General features: G+C 71.1%; 15 protein-coding genes and 1 tRNA gene. 7 read left to right on the top strand and 9 right to left on the bottom strand.

Features of this window, described 5'->3' with window-relative positions:
* Positions 1-23 precede the first annotated feature (23 nt).
* Positions 24-3530, top strand: coding sequence for a thiol reductant ABC exporter subunit CydD (gene cydD, locus FB157_RS12280; protein ID WP_145878873.1), 3507 nt, complete (start codon positions 24-26; stop codon positions 3528-3530).
* A 128-nt stretch (positions 3531-3658) separates the two neighbouring features.
* Here cydD and FB157_RS12275 read toward each other — a convergent pair whose 3' ends face one another.
* The 6 genes from FB157_RS12275 to FB157_RS12250 all read right to left on the bottom strand — a co-directional run bounded on the left by FB157_RS12275 (position 3659) and on the right by FB157_RS12250 (position 9809).
* The gene (locus FB157_RS12275; protein WP_186581471.1) at positions 3659-4546 is read right to left on the bottom strand and encodes a Cof-type HAD-IIB family hydrolase; all 888 of its coding nucleotides are present in this window, start codon (positions 4544-4546) and stop codon (positions 3659-3661) included.
* Positions 4547-4630: 84 nt separating this feature from the next.
* The gene (locus FB157_RS12270; RefSeq protein WP_145878870.1) at positions 4631-5533 is read right to left on the bottom strand and encodes an LLM class flavin-dependent oxidoreductase; all 903 of its coding nucleotides are present in this window, start codon (positions 5531-5533) and stop codon (positions 4631-4633) included.
* 42 nt (positions 5534-5575) lie between these two features.
* Positions 5576-6115: an RNA 2'-phosphotransferase gene (locus FB157_RS12265; protein ID WP_145878868.1), complete on the bottom strand. Its 540-nt coding sequence runs from the start codon at positions 6113-6115 to the stop codon at positions 5576-5578.
* A gap of 121 nt (positions 6116-6236) precedes the next feature.
* Positions 6237-7184, bottom strand: a complete 948-nt coding sequence (locus FB157_RS12260) for a MerR family transcriptional regulator (protein WP_145878866.1) — start codon at positions 7182-7184, stop codon at positions 6237-6239.
* 31 nt (positions 7185-7215) lie between these two features.
* A complete protein-coding gene (locus tag FB157_RS12255) occupies positions 7216-8970 on the bottom strand; it encodes an SDR family oxidoreductase (protein ID WP_186581470.1) in 1755 nt (584 codons plus the stop codon).
* The gene (locus tag FB157_RS12250; RefSeq protein WP_145878863.1) at positions 8967-9809 is read right to left on the bottom strand and encodes a M24 family metallopeptidase; all 843 of its coding nucleotides are present in this window, start codon (positions 9807-9809) and stop codon (positions 8967-8969) included. The genes FB157_RS12255 and FB157_RS12250 overlap by 4 nt, the downstream gene beginning before the upstream one ends.
* Before the next feature lie 239 nt (positions 9810-10048).
* Between FB157_RS12250 and FB157_RS12245 the strand changes: the two genes are divergently transcribed.
* The 6 genes from FB157_RS12245 to FB157_RS12220 all read left to right on the top strand — a co-directional run bounded on the left by FB157_RS12245 (position 10049) and on the right by FB157_RS12220 (position 14243).
* Positions 10049-11011: an ABC transporter ATP-binding protein gene (locus tag FB157_RS12245; protein WP_145879411.1), complete on the top strand. Its 963-nt coding sequence runs from the start codon at positions 10049-10051 to the stop codon at positions 11009-11011.
* Positions 11001-11918: an ABC transporter permease gene (locus tag FB157_RS12240; RefSeq protein ID WP_145878861.1), complete on the top strand. Its 918-nt coding sequence runs from the start codon at positions 11001-11003 to the stop codon at positions 11916-11918. The genes FB157_RS12245 and FB157_RS12240 overlap by 11 nt, the downstream gene beginning before the upstream one ends.
* Positions 11915-12826: an ABC transporter ATP-binding protein gene (locus FB157_RS12235; protein WP_145878859.1), complete on the top strand. Its 912-nt coding sequence runs from the start codon at positions 11915-11917 to the stop codon at positions 12824-12826. The genes FB157_RS12240 and FB157_RS12235 overlap by 4 nt, the downstream gene beginning before the upstream one ends.
* Before the next feature lie 10 nt (positions 12827-12836).
* On the top strand, positions 12837-13556 hold the full coding sequence (locus FB157_RS12230; RefSeq protein ID WP_145878857.1) for an ABC transporter permease subunit: 720 nt from the start codon (positions 12837-12839) through the stop codon (positions 13554-13556).
* 97 nt (positions 13557-13653) lie between these two features.
* Entirely contained in the window at positions 13654-13896 is a 243-nt protein-coding gene (locus FB157_RS12225; RefSeq protein WP_145878855.1) for a hypothetical protein, read from the top strand.
* Positions 13897-14155: 259 nt separating this feature from the next.
* Positions 14156-14243, top strand: a tRNA-Ser gene (locus FB157_RS12220).
* A gap of 54 nt (positions 14244-14297) precedes the next feature.
* Here FB157_RS12220 and FB157_RS12215 read toward each other — a convergent pair.
* From FB157_RS12215 to pheA, 3 genes are all read right to left on the bottom strand, one after another.
* Positions 14298-15101, bottom strand: coding sequence for an HAD family hydrolase (locus FB157_RS12215; protein ID WP_145878853.1), 804 nt, complete (start codon positions 15099-15101; stop codon positions 14298-14300).
* Complete coding sequence (serS, locus tag FB157_RS12210; protein WP_145878852.1) at positions 15098-16375, bottom strand: serine--tRNA ligase; 1278 nt, start codon at positions 16373-16375, stop codon at positions 15098-15100. The genes FB157_RS12215 and serS overlap by 4 nt, the downstream gene beginning before the upstream one ends.
* 530 nt (positions 16376-16905) lie before the next feature.
* Complete coding sequence (gene pheA, locus FB157_RS12205) at positions 16906-17838, bottom strand: prephenate dehydratase (protein ID WP_145878850.1); 933 nt, start codon at positions 17836-17838, stop codon at positions 16906-16908.
* Positions 17839-17842: the final 4 nt, after the last annotated feature.

Below are 17842 nucleotides of genomic sequence, written 5' to 3'. Positions count from 1 at the left end.
CTGGACCGAAGGGCATGTTCCACGTGAAACCAATCGATCCGCGCCTCCTGCACTACGCCCGCGCCACCCGTCTCTTCCTGGTGGCGGTAGTCGGTCTCGGAGCCGTCGGGGCCGGGCTGGTGATCGCCCAGGCCATGCTCATCGCCGAGGTGGTGGTCGGCGCCTTCCAGCACGGGCAGTCGGTCGCCGAACTGCGCACTCCCCTGCTGCTGTTGGCTGCGGTGGCCGCGGGGCGATCGGTTGTCGCGTGGTTCACCGAACTCGCGGCACACCGCGCGAGCGCGGCCGTGAAGTCGGAGCTTCGGGGGCGGCTGCTGGATCGCGCGGCCCGGCTGGGCCCCGGGTGGCTGAGCGGGCAGCGGACCGGATCGCTGGTCAACCTGGCCACGCGAGGGGTCGACGCCCTCGACGACTACTTCTCGCGCTATCTCCCGCAGTTGGGCCTGGCGGTCGTCGTCCCGGTGGCCGTGCTGGCGCGGATCGTCACCGAGGACTGGGTGTCGGCGGCGATCATCGTCGGTACCCTGCCGCTGATTCCGCTCTTCATGGTGTTGATCGGCTGGGCCACGCAGTCCCGGATGGACCGCCAGTGGCGGCTGCTGTCCCGGCTGTCGGGCCACTTCCTGGATGTGGTCGCCGGTTTGCCCACGCTGAAGGTGTTCGGCCGGGCCAAGGCGCAGGCCGAGTCCATCCGCCGGATCACCGGCGAGTACCGCCAGGCCACCATGCGGACCCTGCGGATCGCATTCCTCTCCTCCTTCGCCCTGGAGCTGCTGGCCACACTGTCGGTCGCGCTGGTTGCCGTCACGATCGGCATGCGTCTGGTGCACGGCGACATGGACCTGTACATCGGGCTGGTCATCCTGGTACTGGCGCCCGAGGCGTATCTGCCGCTGCGCCAGGTGGGTGCCCAGTACCACGCGGCGGCAGAGGGGCTCGCCGCGGCGGAGGAGATCTTCGCCGTGTTGGAGACGCCGGTACCGGCGTGCGGCACCGCGGCGGTGCCCGAGGGCCCGCTGGCCTTCGACGGGGTGACGGTCCGCTACCCGGGGCGGTCGGTGGACGCCGTGAGCGAGGTGTCGTTCACCGTCGAGCACGGGGAGACCGTGGCGCTGGTCGGGCCGAGCGGCGCGGGCAAGTCGACGCTGCTGAACGTGCTGATGGGATTTGTCCCGCCCGCCGAGGGCCGGGTGCGGGTCGGGGGAGCCGATCTCGCCGACGTCGACCTGGCCAAGTGGCGGTCGCGGATCGCGTGGGTGCCCCAGCGGCCGCACCTGTACGCCGGGACCATCGCGGAGAACGTCCGGCTCGCCCGGCCCGACGCGGACGACATCGCCGTACGCCGGGCGCTGGGGGACGCGGGCGCGCTGGAGTTCGTGGACGCGCTGCCCGAGGGGTCCGACACGGTGCTCGGCGAGGACGGGGCCGGGCTGTCCGCAGGGCAGCGGCAGCGGCTCGCGCTGGCCCGGGCCTTCCTCGCGGACCGGCCCGTGCTGCTGCTGGACGAGCCGACGGCCGCGCTGGACGGCGCGACCGAGGCTGACGTCGTGGCGGCGGTACGGCGGCTTGCGGCGGGGCGCACGGTGCTGCTCGTCGTGCACCGGCCGGCGCTGCTGGAAGTGGCGGACCGGGTGGTGCGGCTGGAGGGCTCGGAGTCCTCGGCGCAGCGGTCCGACGGCCGCCCTCCCCGGGCCCGCACCCTGGATCTCCGTCCTGACGCACCAGCTTCCGGACTCGGTCACTTGGCAAGTGGCCCCCACAGGCAGCCCGCAGCACCCATGCGGAGTGCACTCGCCCGGGTCCGAGGGCTCGCGGGGCCCCGGCGCGGTCGGCTTCTGCTCGCGCTGCTGCTCGGGAGTCTGGCGCTCGGCTGTGCCGTCGGGCTGATGGCCACCTCCGGCTGGCTGATCTCGCGGGCCTCGCAGCAGCCGCCGGTGCTGTACCTGATGGTGGCCGTGACGGCGACACGGGCCTTCGGGATCGGGCGGGCCGTCTTCCGGTACGCGGAGCGGCTGGTGTCGCACGATGCCGTGCTGCGGATGCTGGCCGACACCCGGGTCGCCGTCTACCGGCGGCTGGAGCGACTGGCGCCCGCGGGACTGCGCACGGCCCGCCGCGGCGATCTGCTCACGCGGCTGGTCGCCGACGTGGACGCGCTCCAGGACTACTGGCTGCGCTGGCTGCTGCCCGCTGGTGTCGCGGTCGCCGTCTCGACCGGCTCCGCCGCCTTCACGGCCTGGCTGCTGCCGGAGGCCGGAGCGACGCTCGCGGCCGGGCTCCTCGCGGCCGGCGTCGGCGTTCCCCTGGTCACCGCGGCCGCGGCCCGCCGGGCCGAGCGGCGGCTGGCACCTGCCCGCGGAGAGCTCGCGACCCGGGTGACCGACCTGCTCACCGGCACCGCAGAGCTGACCGTCGCCGGCGCGCTGCCGGCGCGTACGGCCGCGGCCCGGCAGGCCGACGGCACGCTCACCCGGATCGCCTCGCGCTCCGCCGCCGTCACCGCGCTCGGTGACGGGCTCACCGCCCTGCTCTCCGGCCTGACCGTCACCGCCGCAGCCCTGCTCGGCGCCCAGGCGGTGGCCGCGGGCCGGCTCGGCGGCGTGGCGATGGCCGTGGTGGTCCTCACCCCGCTGGCGGCCTTCGAGTCCGTACTGGGGCTGCCGCTCGCCGTGCGCTACCGGCAGCGGGTGCGCCGGAGCGCGGAGCGCGTGTTCGAGGTGCTGGACGCCCCGGAGCCCGTACGCGAGCCGGAGCGGCCCCGGCAGGCGCCCGCCTCGCCCTTCCCGGTCGTGCTCAGGGGCCTGGGTGCCCGGTACGAGGGGCAGCACCGGGACGCGCTCGCCGGTCTCGACCTCACGCTGGAGCAGGGCCGCCGGATCGCCGTGGTCGGTCCCTCCGGATCCGGCAAGACGACCCTCGCCCAGGTGCTCCTCAGGTTCCTCGACCCGCGAGCGGGCTCGTACACGCTCGCCGGTGTGGACGCGTATTCCCTGGCCGACGACGACGTGCGACGGCTCGTCGGACTGTGCGCCCAGGACGCGCACCTCTTCGACAGCAGCGTGCGCGAGAACCTGCTGCTGGCCCGGAAGGACGCCACTGAGGCCGACCTGCGCGACGCGCTGGCCCGGGCCCGGCTGCTGGACTGGGTGGACGGGCTGCCCGACGGGCTGGACACGCTGGTCGGCGAGCACGGGGCGCGGCTGTCCGGAGGGCAGCGGCAGCGCCTCGCGCTGGCCCGCGCGCTCCTCGCCGACTTCCCGGTCCTCGTCCTGGACGAGCCCGCCGAGCACCTGGACCTGCCTACGGCGGACGCGCTCACCGTGGATCTGCTCGCCGCCACGGAGGGCCGTACGACCCTGCTGATCACCCACCGGCTGGCCGGGCTCGACGCGGTCGACGAGGTGGTCGTGCTCGATGCCGGCCAGGTGGTGCAGCGGGGGCGGTACGCGGAGCTGGCAGCCGTGGACGGGCCGCTGCGGGACATGGTGCGGCGAGAGAAGGCGGCGGAGGAGCCGGCGGGAGCGCGGTGACGGGCGCGCCGCGGCGCGCCCGGGCTCACGAGTGGCTCGCCCGAGCGTTCGCGACTGAGTGGACTGAGTGGACTGATTGCGCTCGGGATGCGTCTGCCGCGCCCGGCTCCTTGCCGGCTGTGCCTTCGTCAGACGTGTTCGGCGATCATTCGCTCGATCACGACCGCGACGCCGTCGTCGTTGTTGGCGACCGTACGGCCCGAGGCGGCGGCGATGACGTCCGGGTGGGCGTTGCCCATCGCGTACGACTGGCCGGCCCAGGTCAGCATCTCGACGTCGTTGGGCATGTCCCCGAAGGCGACGACCTCCTCGGGCGTGATGCCGCGCTCGGCGCAGCACAGGGCGAGCGTGCTGGCCTTGGAGACGTCCGGGCCGCTGAGTTCCAGCAGGGCGCTGGGGCTGGAGCGGGTGACGTTGGCGCGGTCGCCGACCGCGAGGCGGGCGAGGGCCAGGAAGGCGTCCGGGTCGAGGTCGGGGTGGTAGGCGAGGATCTTGAGCACGGGCTGATCGGCGTCCGGACCGTCGGCCGCGAGGAGGGCCTCGGCGGCCAGGAGGTTGTCCGGTATCTCCATGTGCAGCTTGGGATAGGCCGGTTCCTGGTGGAAGCCGTACGTCTGCTCGACGGCGAACACCGTGCCGGGTGCCGCGTCACGCAGCGTTCGTACGGCGTCCAGCGCGTTCGCCCGGGCCAGTTCGCGCACTTTCACGAAGCGGTGGGCGCCGGGGCCGCCGTGCAGGTCGACAACGGCGGCGCCGTTGCCGCAGATCGCCAGGCCGTGGCCGTGGACGTGGTCGCTGACGACGTTCATCCAGCGGGCCGGGCGGCCGGTGACGAAGAAGACCTCGATGCCCGCGGCCTCGGCGGCGGCCAGCGCGGCGACCGTCCTCGGGGAGACCGACTTGTCGTCGCGCAGGAGAGTGCCGTCGAGGTCGGTGGCGATCAGCCGCGGCGGAAGAGCGGCGGCCGGGGTACCGGGCTGTCTGGTCGCTGAGGTCACCGGGTCATTCTCGCGCATATGCCAGCACGCCCGTGCGGAAGTCCGCACAGATGAGTCCACAGACACATCGGAGACGCCCGACAGGTGACGTCTGTCACCGGGTCACGCCAGCTGGGCGGGCGCCTCCATGGCGATCCGCTCGAAGACCTTCTCGTCCGCGGCGAAGTCCGAGTCCTGGATGGGCCAGTGGATCACGATCTCGGTGAAGCCCAGCTCCTGGTGACGGCCGGCGAAGTCCACGAAGGCGTCCAGGGATTCGAGCGGCCGGCCGCGGTCCGGGGTGAAGCCGGTGAGCAGCACCTTCTCCAGCCCGGTCACGTCCCGGCCGATCGCCGCGCACGTCTCGGACAGCTTCTCCAGCTGTCCGCGCAGCGCCTCGACCGACTGCTCCGGTGTGCCGTTCTCGTACAGCTTCGGGTCGCCGGTGGTCACCCATGCCTGGCCGTGCCGTGCGGCGAGCTTGAGTCCGCGCGGGCCGGTGGCCGCCACCGCGAAGGGCAGCCGGGGCCGCTGCACGCAGCCGGGGATGTTGCGCGCCTCGTGCGCCGAGTAGAACCGGCCCTCGTGCGTCACCGTGTCCTCGGTGAGCAGCCGGTCGAGCAGTGGCACGAACTCGGCGAACCGGTCGGCGCGCTCACGCGGCGTCCACGGCTCCTGGCCGAGGGCGGTCGCGTCGAAGCCGGTGCCGCCGGCGCCGATGCCGAGGGTGATGCGGCCGCTGGAGATGTCGTCCAGGGAGATCAGTTCCTTGGCGAGGGTCACCGGGTGCCGGAAGTTCGGCGAGGTGACCAGGGTGCCGAGGCGGAGCCGGTCGGTGGCGGCCGCGGCGGCGGTCAGCGTCGGAACGGCGCCGAACCACGGGCCGTCGCGGAAGCTGCGCCAGGACAGGTGGTCGTAGGTGTACGCGGTGTGGAAGCCGAGCTGCTCGGCCCGCACCCAGGCCGAACGGCCGCCTTCGCTCCAGCGGCGGTACGGCAGGATCACGGTGCTCAGACGCAGACTCATGAGTCCGAGGGTACGGGGCCCGCCGTCAGGGGCCGAAAGCGATCAAGAGAACCGCAGATAGCGGGGTGGTACCGCCTTGGTGAGCCACACTCCGTTCGCGCTGACGTGGAACACGTGGCCGTCGCGGTGCATGGCGCCGGCGTCCACGGCGAGCACGACGGGGCGGCCGCGGCGGGCGCCGACCCGGGTCGCGGTCTCGCGGTCGGCCGAGAGGTGGACGTCGTGCCTGCTCATGGGCCGCAGGCCCTCGGTACGGATCGCGTCCAGGCTGCCGGCCACGGTGCCGTGGTAGAGGTACGGCGGCGGGGTCGCCGGGGGCAGGCCGAGGTCGATCTCGATGCTGTGGCCCTGGCTGGCGCGGATTCTCGTGCCCTCGATCGCGAAGCGCTGCTTGTCGTTGGCGGCCACCACGTGGTCGAGCTCCTCACGGGTGAACCGGAACCCGTGCGCGGCGGCCGCGGCGATCAGTGTGTCGATCTCGACCCAGCCGCCCGGGTCGAGTGCGAGGCCGATGCGCTCGGGCTGGTGGCGGAGGTGCTTCGAGAGGTACTTCGACACCTTCACGGTGCGTCTTTCTTCCATGCCTCCAGAGTGCTGGAGAGACGCGGATCACGCAGGTTGTTTTCTTTCCGGGGTTTGATCCACAAGCAAGTGCAGTTATCCACAGGCGAATTGAAGAAATTGTGGACAACTGGCGTGCGGTTCAGGGTGATTCGTCAAGTTCGCTGCGGGACCGATTGGATGAGGCCAGTTCGTCCAACGCCCTTGCCCTGATTTCGCGTTCGGCAGCCAGTGCGATGAACGCGGACGTGTGTGCGCGGCCAACGAGGTTCTCCACAGCGGTGATCGTCTCCGTGGGCAGGTCGACCGAACCTGTTCGGCCCGGCGGTTCAGGCGGATCCTCGGCACCGAGGCGTGTTCGCAGGTGCTGGATCGCGAACACACGCATGGCCCGCGCCAGTTCGGCGTCCACGGTCTGCTGGGCGAGGGGGCGGAGGCGGCGTACCAGCGACGCCGCCTCCGCCGCGTGGGCGTCCGTGCGGCGGGTGGGATCGTCGAGGTAGCGGGCGAAGACGTACTCGGTGGTGAACTCCAGGAAACGGGCGGCTATGTGCTCCACCTGACCCCTCAACTCCCTGAGGTGGCCCGAGATCGCGGAGAGCGGGACTCCGGTGGCGTGCAACTCGGCTGCGACGGAAAGCTCTTGGGGGCTCGGAACCAGAAAGATGTCGGGGGCACCGTCCACTGGTTCCAGTACGCCGAGTTCGACCGCCTCGGCCACGGCGTCCTCGTCGGGGGCGCCGCCGAAGCGGGCCTCCAGTTCGGTGCGGGTGATGCGGGCCGGCTCCTCGTCGGTCCAGGGGCCCTCCACCTCGGTGACCAGGCCGAGGACTCCGCCCAGGCCGCGGCCGGTGTCCCAGGCGTCCAGGAGTTCCTTGATCGAGGCGAGGGTGTAGCCGCGGTCGAGGAGGTGGGCGATCTGGTGGAGACGGGTGAGGTGGATGTCGGAGTAGAGGTTGGCGCGGCCCCGGCGCTCGGGGCGCGGGAGGAGACCCTTGTCCTGGTAGGCGCGGATGGTTCTGACGGTGGTGCGGCTGCGGTGGGCCAGATCTTCGATGCGGTAGGGCTGTCGGGCCGGGGGACCGGTCATGCGGAGGTCCCTCGGAGGGGCACCGGAGGCGTCACAGCTTCGGCTCCACTCGCGCGATCCCCCTCAACACCCCCGGCATGAACCGCGACAGAAGGTGTGCGCCCCTCGCCTCGGGTGTCACCGGTACCACCGCCTTGTTGTGGGTCACCGCGTCCAGGACGGCCTCGGCGACCTTCTCCGGCGGGTAGTTGCGCAGGCCGTAGAGGCGGGCGGAGTGCTTCTGGCGACGGCGTTGCTCGGCCTCGTCGACTCCGGTGAAGCGGGCGGTGGAGGTGATGTTGGTGTTGACGAAGCCGGGGCAGATCGCCGTGACTCCGATGTCCTGTCCGGCCAGTTCGGCGCGCAGGCACTCGGAGAGCATCAGGACCGCCGCCTTGGAGGTGCTGTACGCGGGCAGCGCGCGGGACGGCTGGTAGGCGGCCGCCGACGCGATGTTGACGATGTGGCCGCCCTGGCGGCGCTCGGCCATGCGCGCGCCGAAGAGGCGGCAGCCGTGGATCACACCCCATAGGTTGACGTCCAGGACCTTGCGCCAGTCCTCGGTCGTGGTGGTGAAGAAGGAGCCCGACAGGCCGATCCCCGCGTTGTTGACCAGCACGTCCAGCACCCCGTACTCGCGGTGCACCTTCTCGGCGAGCTTCTCCATGGCCTGTTCGTCGGAGACGTCCGCCGTCTCCGCCCACGCCTTGGGTGCGCCGACGAGCCGGGACAGCTCGGCGGTACGGGCGGCGGCCTCGGCATCGCGGTCGACGGCCACCACGCGCGCCCCCGCCTCCGCGAAGGCGAACGCCGTGGCCCGGCCGATGCCGCTGCCCGCTCCGGTGACCAGCACCAACTGCCCGCCGAACCGGTCCGCATGGCGGCCGGCGGCCTTGGGCGCCGGGCGGCCGCCCTCGACGCCGGTCACGAACTCCCCGATCCAGGCGGCGACCTGGTCGGGACGTGTACGCGGGATCCAGTGCTTGGCCGGGAGCGTGCGCCGGGTCAGCTGCGGCACCCACTCCTCCAGGTCGTCGTACAGGCGCTCCGACAGGAACGCGTCCCCCTGGGGCGTGATGAGCTGCACGGGCGCGTGCGCGAACGCGTCCGTGCGGGGCCTCAGCAGCCGGGCGCGGACGTTGTCCCGGTACAGCCAGGCACCGTGCGCCGCGTCGGAGGGGAGGGAGGGGGTCGGGTAGTCGCCGGCGGGAACCCCTTCGGTCCGCTGGAGGATCTTCGGCCAGCGCTTGCCGAGCGGGCCGCGCCAGGCCAGTTCCGGCAGGGCGGGGGTGTGCAGCATGTAGACGTACCAGGACTTGGCGCCCTGTCCGAGGAGCTGGCCCACCCTGCGGGGCGTGGGTCGCTTCACGCGCGCGTTGATCCAGTGCCCGAAATGGTCCAGGGAGGGGCCGGACATCGACGTGAAGGAGGCGATACGGCCCTCCGTGCGGCCCACCGTGACGAACTCCCAGGACTGCACCGAGCCCCAGTCGTGCCCGACGACGTGCACCGGGCGGTCCGGGCTCACCGCGTCCACGACCGCCAGGAAGTCGTCCGTGAGCTTCGCCAGGGTGAAGCCGCCGCGCAGCGGCTTCGGTGCCGTGGAGCGGCCGTGGCCCCGGACGTCGTACAGCACGACGTGGAAGTGGTCGGCGAGACGGCCGGCGACCTGCGACCAGACCTCCTTGCTGTCCGGGTAGCCGTGCACCAGGACGACCGTCGGCTGCTCCGGGGCACCCAGCTCGGCCACGCACAGCTCCACCCCGCCGGTGTGCACCCGGCGCTCACGCGCACCCTTCAGCGTCACTTCGCCTCCGCCCAGCGCCGCACGTGCGGCAGATCGTCGTCCAGCCAGAACGCGCTCTGCTCGGGGTCCCGGGAGTCGGTGACCACCAGGATCTCCTCGAACTTCGCGCCCGTACCCCGGAAGCCGAGGTGGGGTTCGACCGCCCACAGGCCCGGCTGCGGCGGGTGGTCGGAGAAGCGGTACGGCGACCACAGGGGCGACCAGCCCTCGCGGTGGCCGTGCAGGGCGTCGGCGGCCAGGCCCTTCAGGGACTGTGTGCCGAACCCGAACAGATGGGGTGACCAGCGGCGCTGCTTCACCCGGTCCACCTTGTGGGCGATCACGCCGAACGGGTACGCCCGGTGCCGGTTGGCGTAGCCCTGGCGGACCATGAGGCGGTCCACGTCCTCGTAGATCTCCCGCAGTGGCCGCCGCTCGCGCACCTCGCGCAGGAGCAGTTCCCGGTGCGCCTCCAGGTCGGCCATCAGCCGGTCCTGCACCGGGTCGACGCCGAGCGAGCCCGAGTAGCCGATGTCGGCCGTGTACCCCTCGTAGACCGGGGCCATGTCCAGGATGAACGGCATCCCGGGCTCCAGGGCGCGGTCGGTCGGGAAGAACTGCAGCGGGATGCGGAAGTTAACGAACGCCGTGCGGTCGCCGAACCAGGCGAAGGGCAGGTGGAACCAGTCCCGCACCCCGCGCTCGCGCAGCCACTCGCGCTGCATCCGCGCCGCCTCGCGCTCGGTCACACCCGGCTCCAGGCGTGCCGCGACCGCCTCCGCGCACTCGTACGCGAGGCGCTGCACACGCCTGAACCCCTGCAACTCCACGGAGAGTTCGCTGCTCACTGCCGTCGCCATGCCGCCCCGTCCCGTCGACTGCGGTACGCGTCCGTAACTTGACACTGGTGAATGTGACAGTTGTTAGAGGCGGCGTCAATAGGCGGGATCGAGGCTGTGGACAACGCTCGGTGAGCTGCCGTGGATAGCTCTCAGGCAGGGGAACCCTCAGGGTCCCGTAATACTCGAGTCTGACGCGAAGACGGCTCTGAGGTCTGACGACCGGCGTGGTCCGGATCACTACCTTCGATGACGTGACTGTGATCGCGACCGAAAGCCTGAGCAAGCGGTTCCCCCGGGTGACCGCGCTCGACCGGCTGTCCGTGGACATCGGACCCGGTGTGACCGGACTCGTCGGAGCCAACGGCGCCGGCAAGTCCACCCTGATCAAGATCCTGCTGGGTCTGTCCCCCGCCACGGAGGGCCGTGCCGAGGTGCTCGGTCTGGATGTCGCCACCAAGGGCGGCGACATCCGCGAGCGCGTGGGGTACATGCCGGAGCACGACTGCCTGCCGCCCGACGTCTCGGCCACCGAGTTCGTCGTCCACATGGCCCGCATGTCCGGCCTGCCGCCCACCGCGGCACGCGAGCGCACCGCGGACACCCTGCGCCATGTCGGCCTGTACGAGGAGCGCTACCGCCCCATCGGCGGTTACTCCACCGGTATGAAGCAGCGCGTGAAGCTCGCCCAGGCCCTGGTGCACGACCCGCAGCTGGTCTTCCTGGACGAGCCGACCAACGGCCTCGACCCGGTCGGCCGCGACGAGATGCTCGGTCTGATCCGCCGCATCCACACCGACTTCGGCATCTCGGTCCTGGTCACCTCCCACCTGCTGGGCGAACTCGAGCGCACCTGCGACCACGTCGTCGTCGTCGACGGCGGCAAGCTGCTGCGTTCCAGCTCCACCACGGACTTCACGCAGACCACGACGACCCTCGCGATCGAGGTCACCGACAGCGACGAACACCCCGACGGCACCCGCGCGGTCCGCGAGGCGCTCCTCGCGCGCGGGGTGGACACCGACGACAGCAGCGGCCTCCCCGGCGCCGGGCACATCCTGCTGCTCACCGCGCAGGGCGACCAGACGTACGACCTGGTGCGGGACACCGTCGCCGACCTGGGCCTCGGGCTGGTGCGCATGGAGCAGCGCCGGCACCACATCTCGGAGGTCTTCACGAGCGGGGAAGAACAGCGGAAGGAGGCGGCCGTCCATGGCAGTTGAGCAGCCCATGCCGACAACCGTCGCACCGCCGGGTGACCAGACCCGGATCCACAACATCGGCTACCGCAACTACGACGGCCCCCGCCTCGGCCGCTCCTACGCCACCCGCTCGCTCTACTCGCAGTCCCTGCGCGGCGCGTACGGCCTCGGCCGCTCGGTCAAGTCCAAGGTGCTGCCGATGCTGCTGTTCGTGGTGATGTGCGTGCCCGCGGCCATCATGGTCGCCGTCGCGGTCGCCACGAAGGCGAAGGACCTGCCCGTCGACTACACGCGCTACGCGATCCTCCTGCAGGCCGTCATCAGCCTGTACGTCGCCTCGCAGGCGCCCCAGTCCGTCTCGCGCGACCTGCGCTTCAAGACCGTGCCGCTGTACTTCTCGCGGCCGATCGAGACCGCCGACTACGTGCGCGCGAAGTACGCGGCGCTGGCCTCGGCACTGTTCGTCCTCACCGCGGCCCCGCTGCTCGTGCTCTACGTCGGCGCGCTGCTGGCCAAGCTGGACTTCGCCGACCAGACCAAGGGATTCGCACAGGGAATCGTCTCCGTGGCACTGCTCTCGCTGCTCTTCGCCGGTATCGGTCTGGTCATCGCCTCGGTGACCCCGCGGCGCGGCTTCGGCATCGCGGCCGTCATCGCCGTCATGACGATCTCCTACGGCGCGGTCTCCACGCTCCAGGCCATCGCGGAGGCGCAGAACAGCACGGGCGCCATCCCCTGGATCGGCCTCTTCTCTCCCGTCACGCTCATCGACGGAGTGCAGTCCGCGTTCCTCGGCGCGAGTTCGTCGTTCCCCGGAGCGGTCGGACCCACCAACGGGGAGGGCGCGGTCTACGTCCTCGTCGTCCTGGGCCTCATCGCCGCCAGCTACGGCCTCCTCGTGCGCCGCTACCGGAAGGTGGGACTGTGACCACACTGTCCATCGACCACGTCTCCCGCTGGTTCGGCAACGTGGTCGCCGTCAACGACATCACCATGACCATCGGCCCCGGCGTCACCGGCCTGCTCGGCCCGAACGGCGCCGGAAAGTCCACTCTCATCAACATGATGGGCGGCTTCCTGGCCCCCTCCACCGGCACCGTCACCCTCGACGGACAGCAGGTGTGGCGCAACGAGGCCATCTACAAGCACATCGGTGTCGTCCCCGAGCGGGAGGCGATGTACGACTTCCTCACCGGCCGCGAGTTCGTCGTCGCCAACGCCGAGTTGCACGGCCTCGGCGCGAAGGCCGCCGCGCGGGCCCTGGCCACGGTCGAGATGGAGTACGCGCAGGACCGCAAGATCTCGACGTACTCCAAGGGCATGCGCCAGCGGGTGAAGATGGCCAGCGCCCTGGTGCACGACCCGTCGCTGCTCCTGCTGGACGAGCCCTTCAACGGCATGGACCCGCGCCAGCGCATGCAGCTCATGGAGCTGCTGCGGCGCATGGGCGACGAGGGCCGCACGGTGCTGTTCTCGTCGCACATCCTCGAAGAGGTCGAGCAGCTCGCCTGGCACATCGAGGTCGTCGTCGCCGGGCGGCACGCGGCCAGCGGCGACTTCCGCAAGATCCGCCGGCTGATGACCGACCGCCCGCACCGCTACCTGGTGCGTTCCAGCGACGACCGCGCGCTCGCGGCCGCGCTGATCGCCGATCCGTCGACGTCCGGCATCGAGGTCGACGTCACCGAGGGCGCCCTGCGCATCCAGGCCGTCGACTTCGGCCGCTTCACCGTCCTGCTGCCCAAGGTCGCCCGCGACCACGGCATCCGGCTGCTCACGGTCTCGCCGTCCGACGAGTCCCTCGAGTCCGTGTTCTCGTACCTGGTCGCGGCGTAGGAGGCCGAAGATGTACGACCCCACAGTCGCCCGGCTCACCTACCGGGCCCTGCTCGGCCGACGCCGGGCCCTCATCCTGGGCGCCCTGCCGCTCCTGCTGATCGCGATCTCCGTCGTCGTCCGGGGCCTCGCGGGCGCCGACGACCAGACGGCCTCCGACCTGCTGGGCGGGCTCGCGCTCGCCACGATGGTGCCGATCATCGGCGTCATCGCGGGCACGGGCGCGATCGGCCCGGAGATCGACGACGGCTCCGTCGTCTACCTGCTGTCCAAGCCGGTGAAGCGTCCGACGATCATCTTCACCAAGCTGATCGTGGCGATCGCCGTGACGATGGTGTTCTCGGCCCTGCCGACGCTCGTCGCGGGCTTCATCCTCAACGGCAACGGCCAGCAGATCGCCGTTGCCTACACGGTGGCCGCACTGGTCGCGTCGATCGCCTACGCGGCGATGTTCCTGCTGCTCGGCACGGTGTCCCGGCACGCGGTGGTGTTCGGCCTCGTCTACGCCCTCGTCTGGGAGGCCCTGTTCGGCTCCCTGGTGTCCGGCGCCCGCACCCTGAGCGTCCAGCAGTGGTCGCTCGCCGTCGCCCACAAGGTGGCCGGCGGGGACCTGGTGACCTCGGACGTCGGACTGCCCACGGCGACGGTCTTGCTGGTCGTGGTCACCGTGCTCGCCACCTGGTACGCGGGTCAGAAGCTGCGCTCGCTGACACTGGCCGGCGAGGAGTGACAGGTCACGGCCTTGACGGGGGCTTCACCCCGGTCCGGGCAGACTGGGCGCGGCGGATGTACGGCTAGGAGGCCGGTGCACGGCTGGGAGGCCGCAGATGGCAGAGGAGATCCCGCGGTACGAGGGACGAGGGCGGACCGGCGGTGACGTCTGGGACGAGCTGGTCCTGGACCAGGACTTCGTACGGGCCGCCGACATCTCCGAGCCGTCCGCCCGGGCCCGGATGCTCGCCGCCCGCTGGCGCGCCGAGCAGCCGGAGCCACAGCCGTGGCGGTCCGACGAACCGCCGGCCGGCTGGTTCTTCAGCAAGGCGCGCCGGCGCAGGTGGCGCCGCCGGTAGTGGCGGCCCCCGGTTAATTCAGTGGCGCCCGACTCGGCGGCGGGGCACAGTGGTTGTGCCCCGTCCGCCGGGAGTGTCCCGGCGCCGCGTTCTGGGAGAGGAGTTGGGCGATGTCCATGCACGGCAGTACGTCCAGCTCCCTTCAGGGCAGCCTGAGCCGGGCTCCGGAGTGATCCCTACCTCTCCGTAGAGCTCATGGGAGCTGCCCGGGGCGGCCGCTTCGAGCACGCGACGTGTCTCTCGCGTGGGCCGCCCACCCGGAGGATTGGCCGAGTGGTAAGGCACCGGTTTGCTAAACCGTGGTCGGGCCTGAAAAGCCCGCGCACGTTCGATCCGTGCATCCTCCGCAGAAGAAGCCGAGCGCAGAAGAAGCCGAAAGCTCGGCGCAGAAGACTGAACGCTCAGCCCAGCAACCGCTCCAGCACCACTGCGATCCCGTCCTCCTCGTTGGAGGCCGTGACCTCGTCCGCCACTGCCCTGAGCTCCTCGTGGGCGTTGGCCATTGCCACGCCCCGGGATGCCCAGGCGAACATCGGGACGTCGTTGGGCATGTCGCCGAAGGCAATGGTGTCGGCGGCCTTCAGCCCCAGACGGCGGGCCGCCAGGGACAGGCCCGTGGCCTTGGACAGGCCGAGGGGCAGCAGCTCCACGATGCCCTCGCCCGCCATGGCGACCGTGACGAATCCGCCGGCCGCCCGGCGGGCCGCCTCCGCCAGCTCGTCGTCGCCCAGCGTCGGATGCTGGATGTAGATCTTGTTCAGCGGGGCGGCCCAGAGGTCGGACGCGTCCGTGAAGGGGGTGGCGGGCAGGGCGCCCCTGACCGCGTAACCCGGCCCCACCAGCACATCGCCGTCCAGGCCGTCCCGGCTCGCCGCCAGGCGCAGCGGGCCCACCTCGGCCTCTATCTTCGCCAGGGCCACGCCCGCCAGCTGCCGGTCCAGGGTCACCGACGTCAGCAGACGGTGCCGCCCGGCGTCGTACACCTGCGCGCCCTGGGCGCAGACGGCGAGGCCGTCGTAGCCGAGGTCGTCGAGGATGTGCCGGGTCCAGGGGACCCCCCGGCCGGTGACGACGATGTGCGCCGCGCCCGCCGCGGTGGCCGCGGCGAGCGCCTCACGGGTGCGCTGCGAGACCGACTCGTCGGAGCGCAGGAGCGTTCCGTCGAGGTCGGTGGCGATGAGTCGGAACGGGAAGCCGGCGCTCACTTGGCGACCGGCTCCAGGACCTCCCGGCCGCCGAGGTACGGACGCAGCACCTTGGGCACGTACACGGAGCCGTCGGCCTGCTGGTGGTTCTCCAGGATCGCCACGATCGTGCGCGGTACGGCGCACAGCGTGCCGTTGAGCGTGGCCAGCGGCTTGACCTGCTTGCCGTCACGGACCCGGATCTGCAGCCGGCGGGACTGGAACTCGGTGCAGTCCGAGGTCGAGGTCAGCTCGCGGTACTTGCCCTGGGTCGGGATCCACGCCTCGCAGTCGAACTTGCGGGAGGCCGAGGCGCCGAGGTCGGCGGAGGCGACGTCGATGACGCGGAACGGCAGCTCCAGCGAGGTCAGCCACTGCTTCTCCCACTCCAGCAGGCGCTTGTGCTCCGCCTGCGAGTCCTCGGGAGCGACGTACGAGAACATCTCGACCTTGTCGAACTGGTGCACGCGGAAGATGCCTCGCGTGTCCTTGCCGTGCGAACCGGCCTCGCGGCGGAAGCACGGGGAGAAGCCCGCGTAGCGCATCGGCAGCCGGTCGGCGTCGATGATCTCGTCCATGTGGTATGCCGCCAGCGGGACCTCGGAGGTGCCGACCAGGTACAGGTCGTCCTTGTCGAGGTGGTAGACGTCCTGGGCCGCCTGGCCGAGGAAGCCGGTGCCGGCCATGGACTGCGGGCGCACCAGCGCCGGGGTGAGCATCGGCGTGAAGCCGGCCTCGGTGGCCTGCCCGATCGCCGCGTTCACCAGGGCCAGCTCCAGCAGGGCGCCGACACCGGTGAGGAAGTAGAAGCGGGAGCCGGAGACCTTGGCGCCGCGCTCGACGTCGATCGCGCCGAGGAGCTGGCCCAGCTCCAGGTGGTCCTTGGGCTCGAAGCCCTCGGCGCCGAAGTCGCGGATCGTGCCGTGCGTCTCCAGCGTGACGAAGTCCTCCTCGCCGCCGACGGGCACGTCGGGGTGGACGAGGTTGCCGAGCCGGAGCAGCAGCTGCTGGGTCTCGGTGTCGGCGGCGTCGCGCTCGGCGTCGGCGGCCTTGACGTCGGCCTTCAGCTGCTCGGCACGCGCCAGCAGCTCGGCCTTCTCGTCCGGGCCGGCCTTGGGGATCAGCTTGCCGAGCTGCTTCTGCTCGGCGCGCAGCTCGTCGAAGCGGACGCCGGAGGACCTGCGCCGCTCGTCGGCAGACAGGAGGGAGTCGACGAGCGCGACGTCCTCTCCACGGGCGCGCTGGGACGCGCGCACACGGTCGGGGTCCTCACGAAGCAGGCGAAGGTCAATCACGAGGCCAAGGCTACCGGTGCGAGCTGCCGGGCCACGACCCACTATTGCGACTTGCGCCTTACATGCCGTTATGGGGCAATTACGCAGAGTGTCGGGTCGTGTCAATAAAGGCCGTCTCATTCCCTGGAACGAGGCAGTCTGCCGACCCCTGGTTGACCGGATTCCCTTGTGAAGAGCGGGACTTGGCTGGGCCGTTGTCCACAGGAATCCGCACTCCGGGGAGAGTTATCCACAGGCTGTGCGGAAAGTCTGTGGACTTCGGAATTGATCACTCCGGAAGTTCCGGCCGGACTGAAGAATTCCCGGTCCAAACAGGGGTGACACCCACTTTCGGGTGGAAAGGGGTCGCTCCAAAAGATGAACCAAAGGAAACGAGTGGACGAAGGGTGACCTGCCGGGCGGTGGCCGCATCTGGGACGTCCAGGACGATTTGTCGACCGGATGGCACTGCCTTGTCGACTTGTCCCCAGGTCGAGAAGCGGACCTGTGGATAACTTCTGTGGATAACGAAGATACGCAGGTACGACTGGCTAGAACCGGCCGTCCTGGCAGCGCGCGACCCAGTCCGCGGCCCGGACGAACTCCTCGTCCGAGGTCCCCGGCAGGGTGGCCCGGGCCTCGCCCGGCTTGATGTCCGCGCGCGGATAGGAACCGAGGAATCGAACCTGCAGACAGATCCGCTTCAGCCCCATCAGCGCCTCGGCCACCCGCCGGTCGGAGATGTGGCCTTCGGCGTCGATGCAGAAGCAGTAGTTGCCGATACCGGCGCCGGTCGGCCGGGACTGCAGCAGCATGAGGTTGATGCCGCGGGTGGCGAACTCGCCGAGCAGGTCGCGCAGGGCGCCGGGGTGGTCGTCCCGCTGCCACAGCACCACCGAGGTCTTGTCGGCACCGGTCGGCGCGGCGGGCCGGGCCGGGCGGCCGACCAGCACGAACCGGGTCTGCGCGTTCTCCGCGTCGTGGATCCCGGTCTCCAGAGCCTCGAGGCCGTACCGGGCGGCGGCGAACTCACCCGCGAACGCGGCGTCGTACTGGCCCTCCTGGACCAGTCGGGCGGCGTCCGCGTTCGAGGCGGCCGACTCCCAGTGCACGTCCGGGAGGTTCTTCTTGAGCCAGTTGCGGACCTGCGGCTGGGCGGCCGGATGCGCCGAGACCGTCTTGATGTCGGACAGCTCGGTGCCCGGGCGGACCAGCAGCGCGAAGGTGATCGACAGCAGCACCTCGCGGTAGATCATCAGCGGCTCGCCCGCGACCAGCTCGTCCAGGGTGGTGGTGATGCCGCCCTCGACGGAGTTCTCGATCGGCACGAACGCGGCCTCGGCCTCGCCGGCCCGCACCGCGTCCAGCGCGGACTGCACCGACACGTACGGGATCAGTTCGCGGGTGGCCGCCTCCGGAAGCGTGCGCAGGGCGACTTCGGTGAAGGTGCCTTCGGGACCGAGATACGCATAGCTCGCTGGCATGTCC

The sequence above is a fragment of the Streptomyces sp. BK340 genome (assembly GCF_007827595.1).
GTDB lineage: Bacteria > Actinomycetota > Actinomycetes > Streptomycetales > Streptomycetaceae > Streptomyces.
Note: the sequence above shows the minus strand (reverse complement) of the source record. Positions and strands in the feature narration are given on the sequence as shown.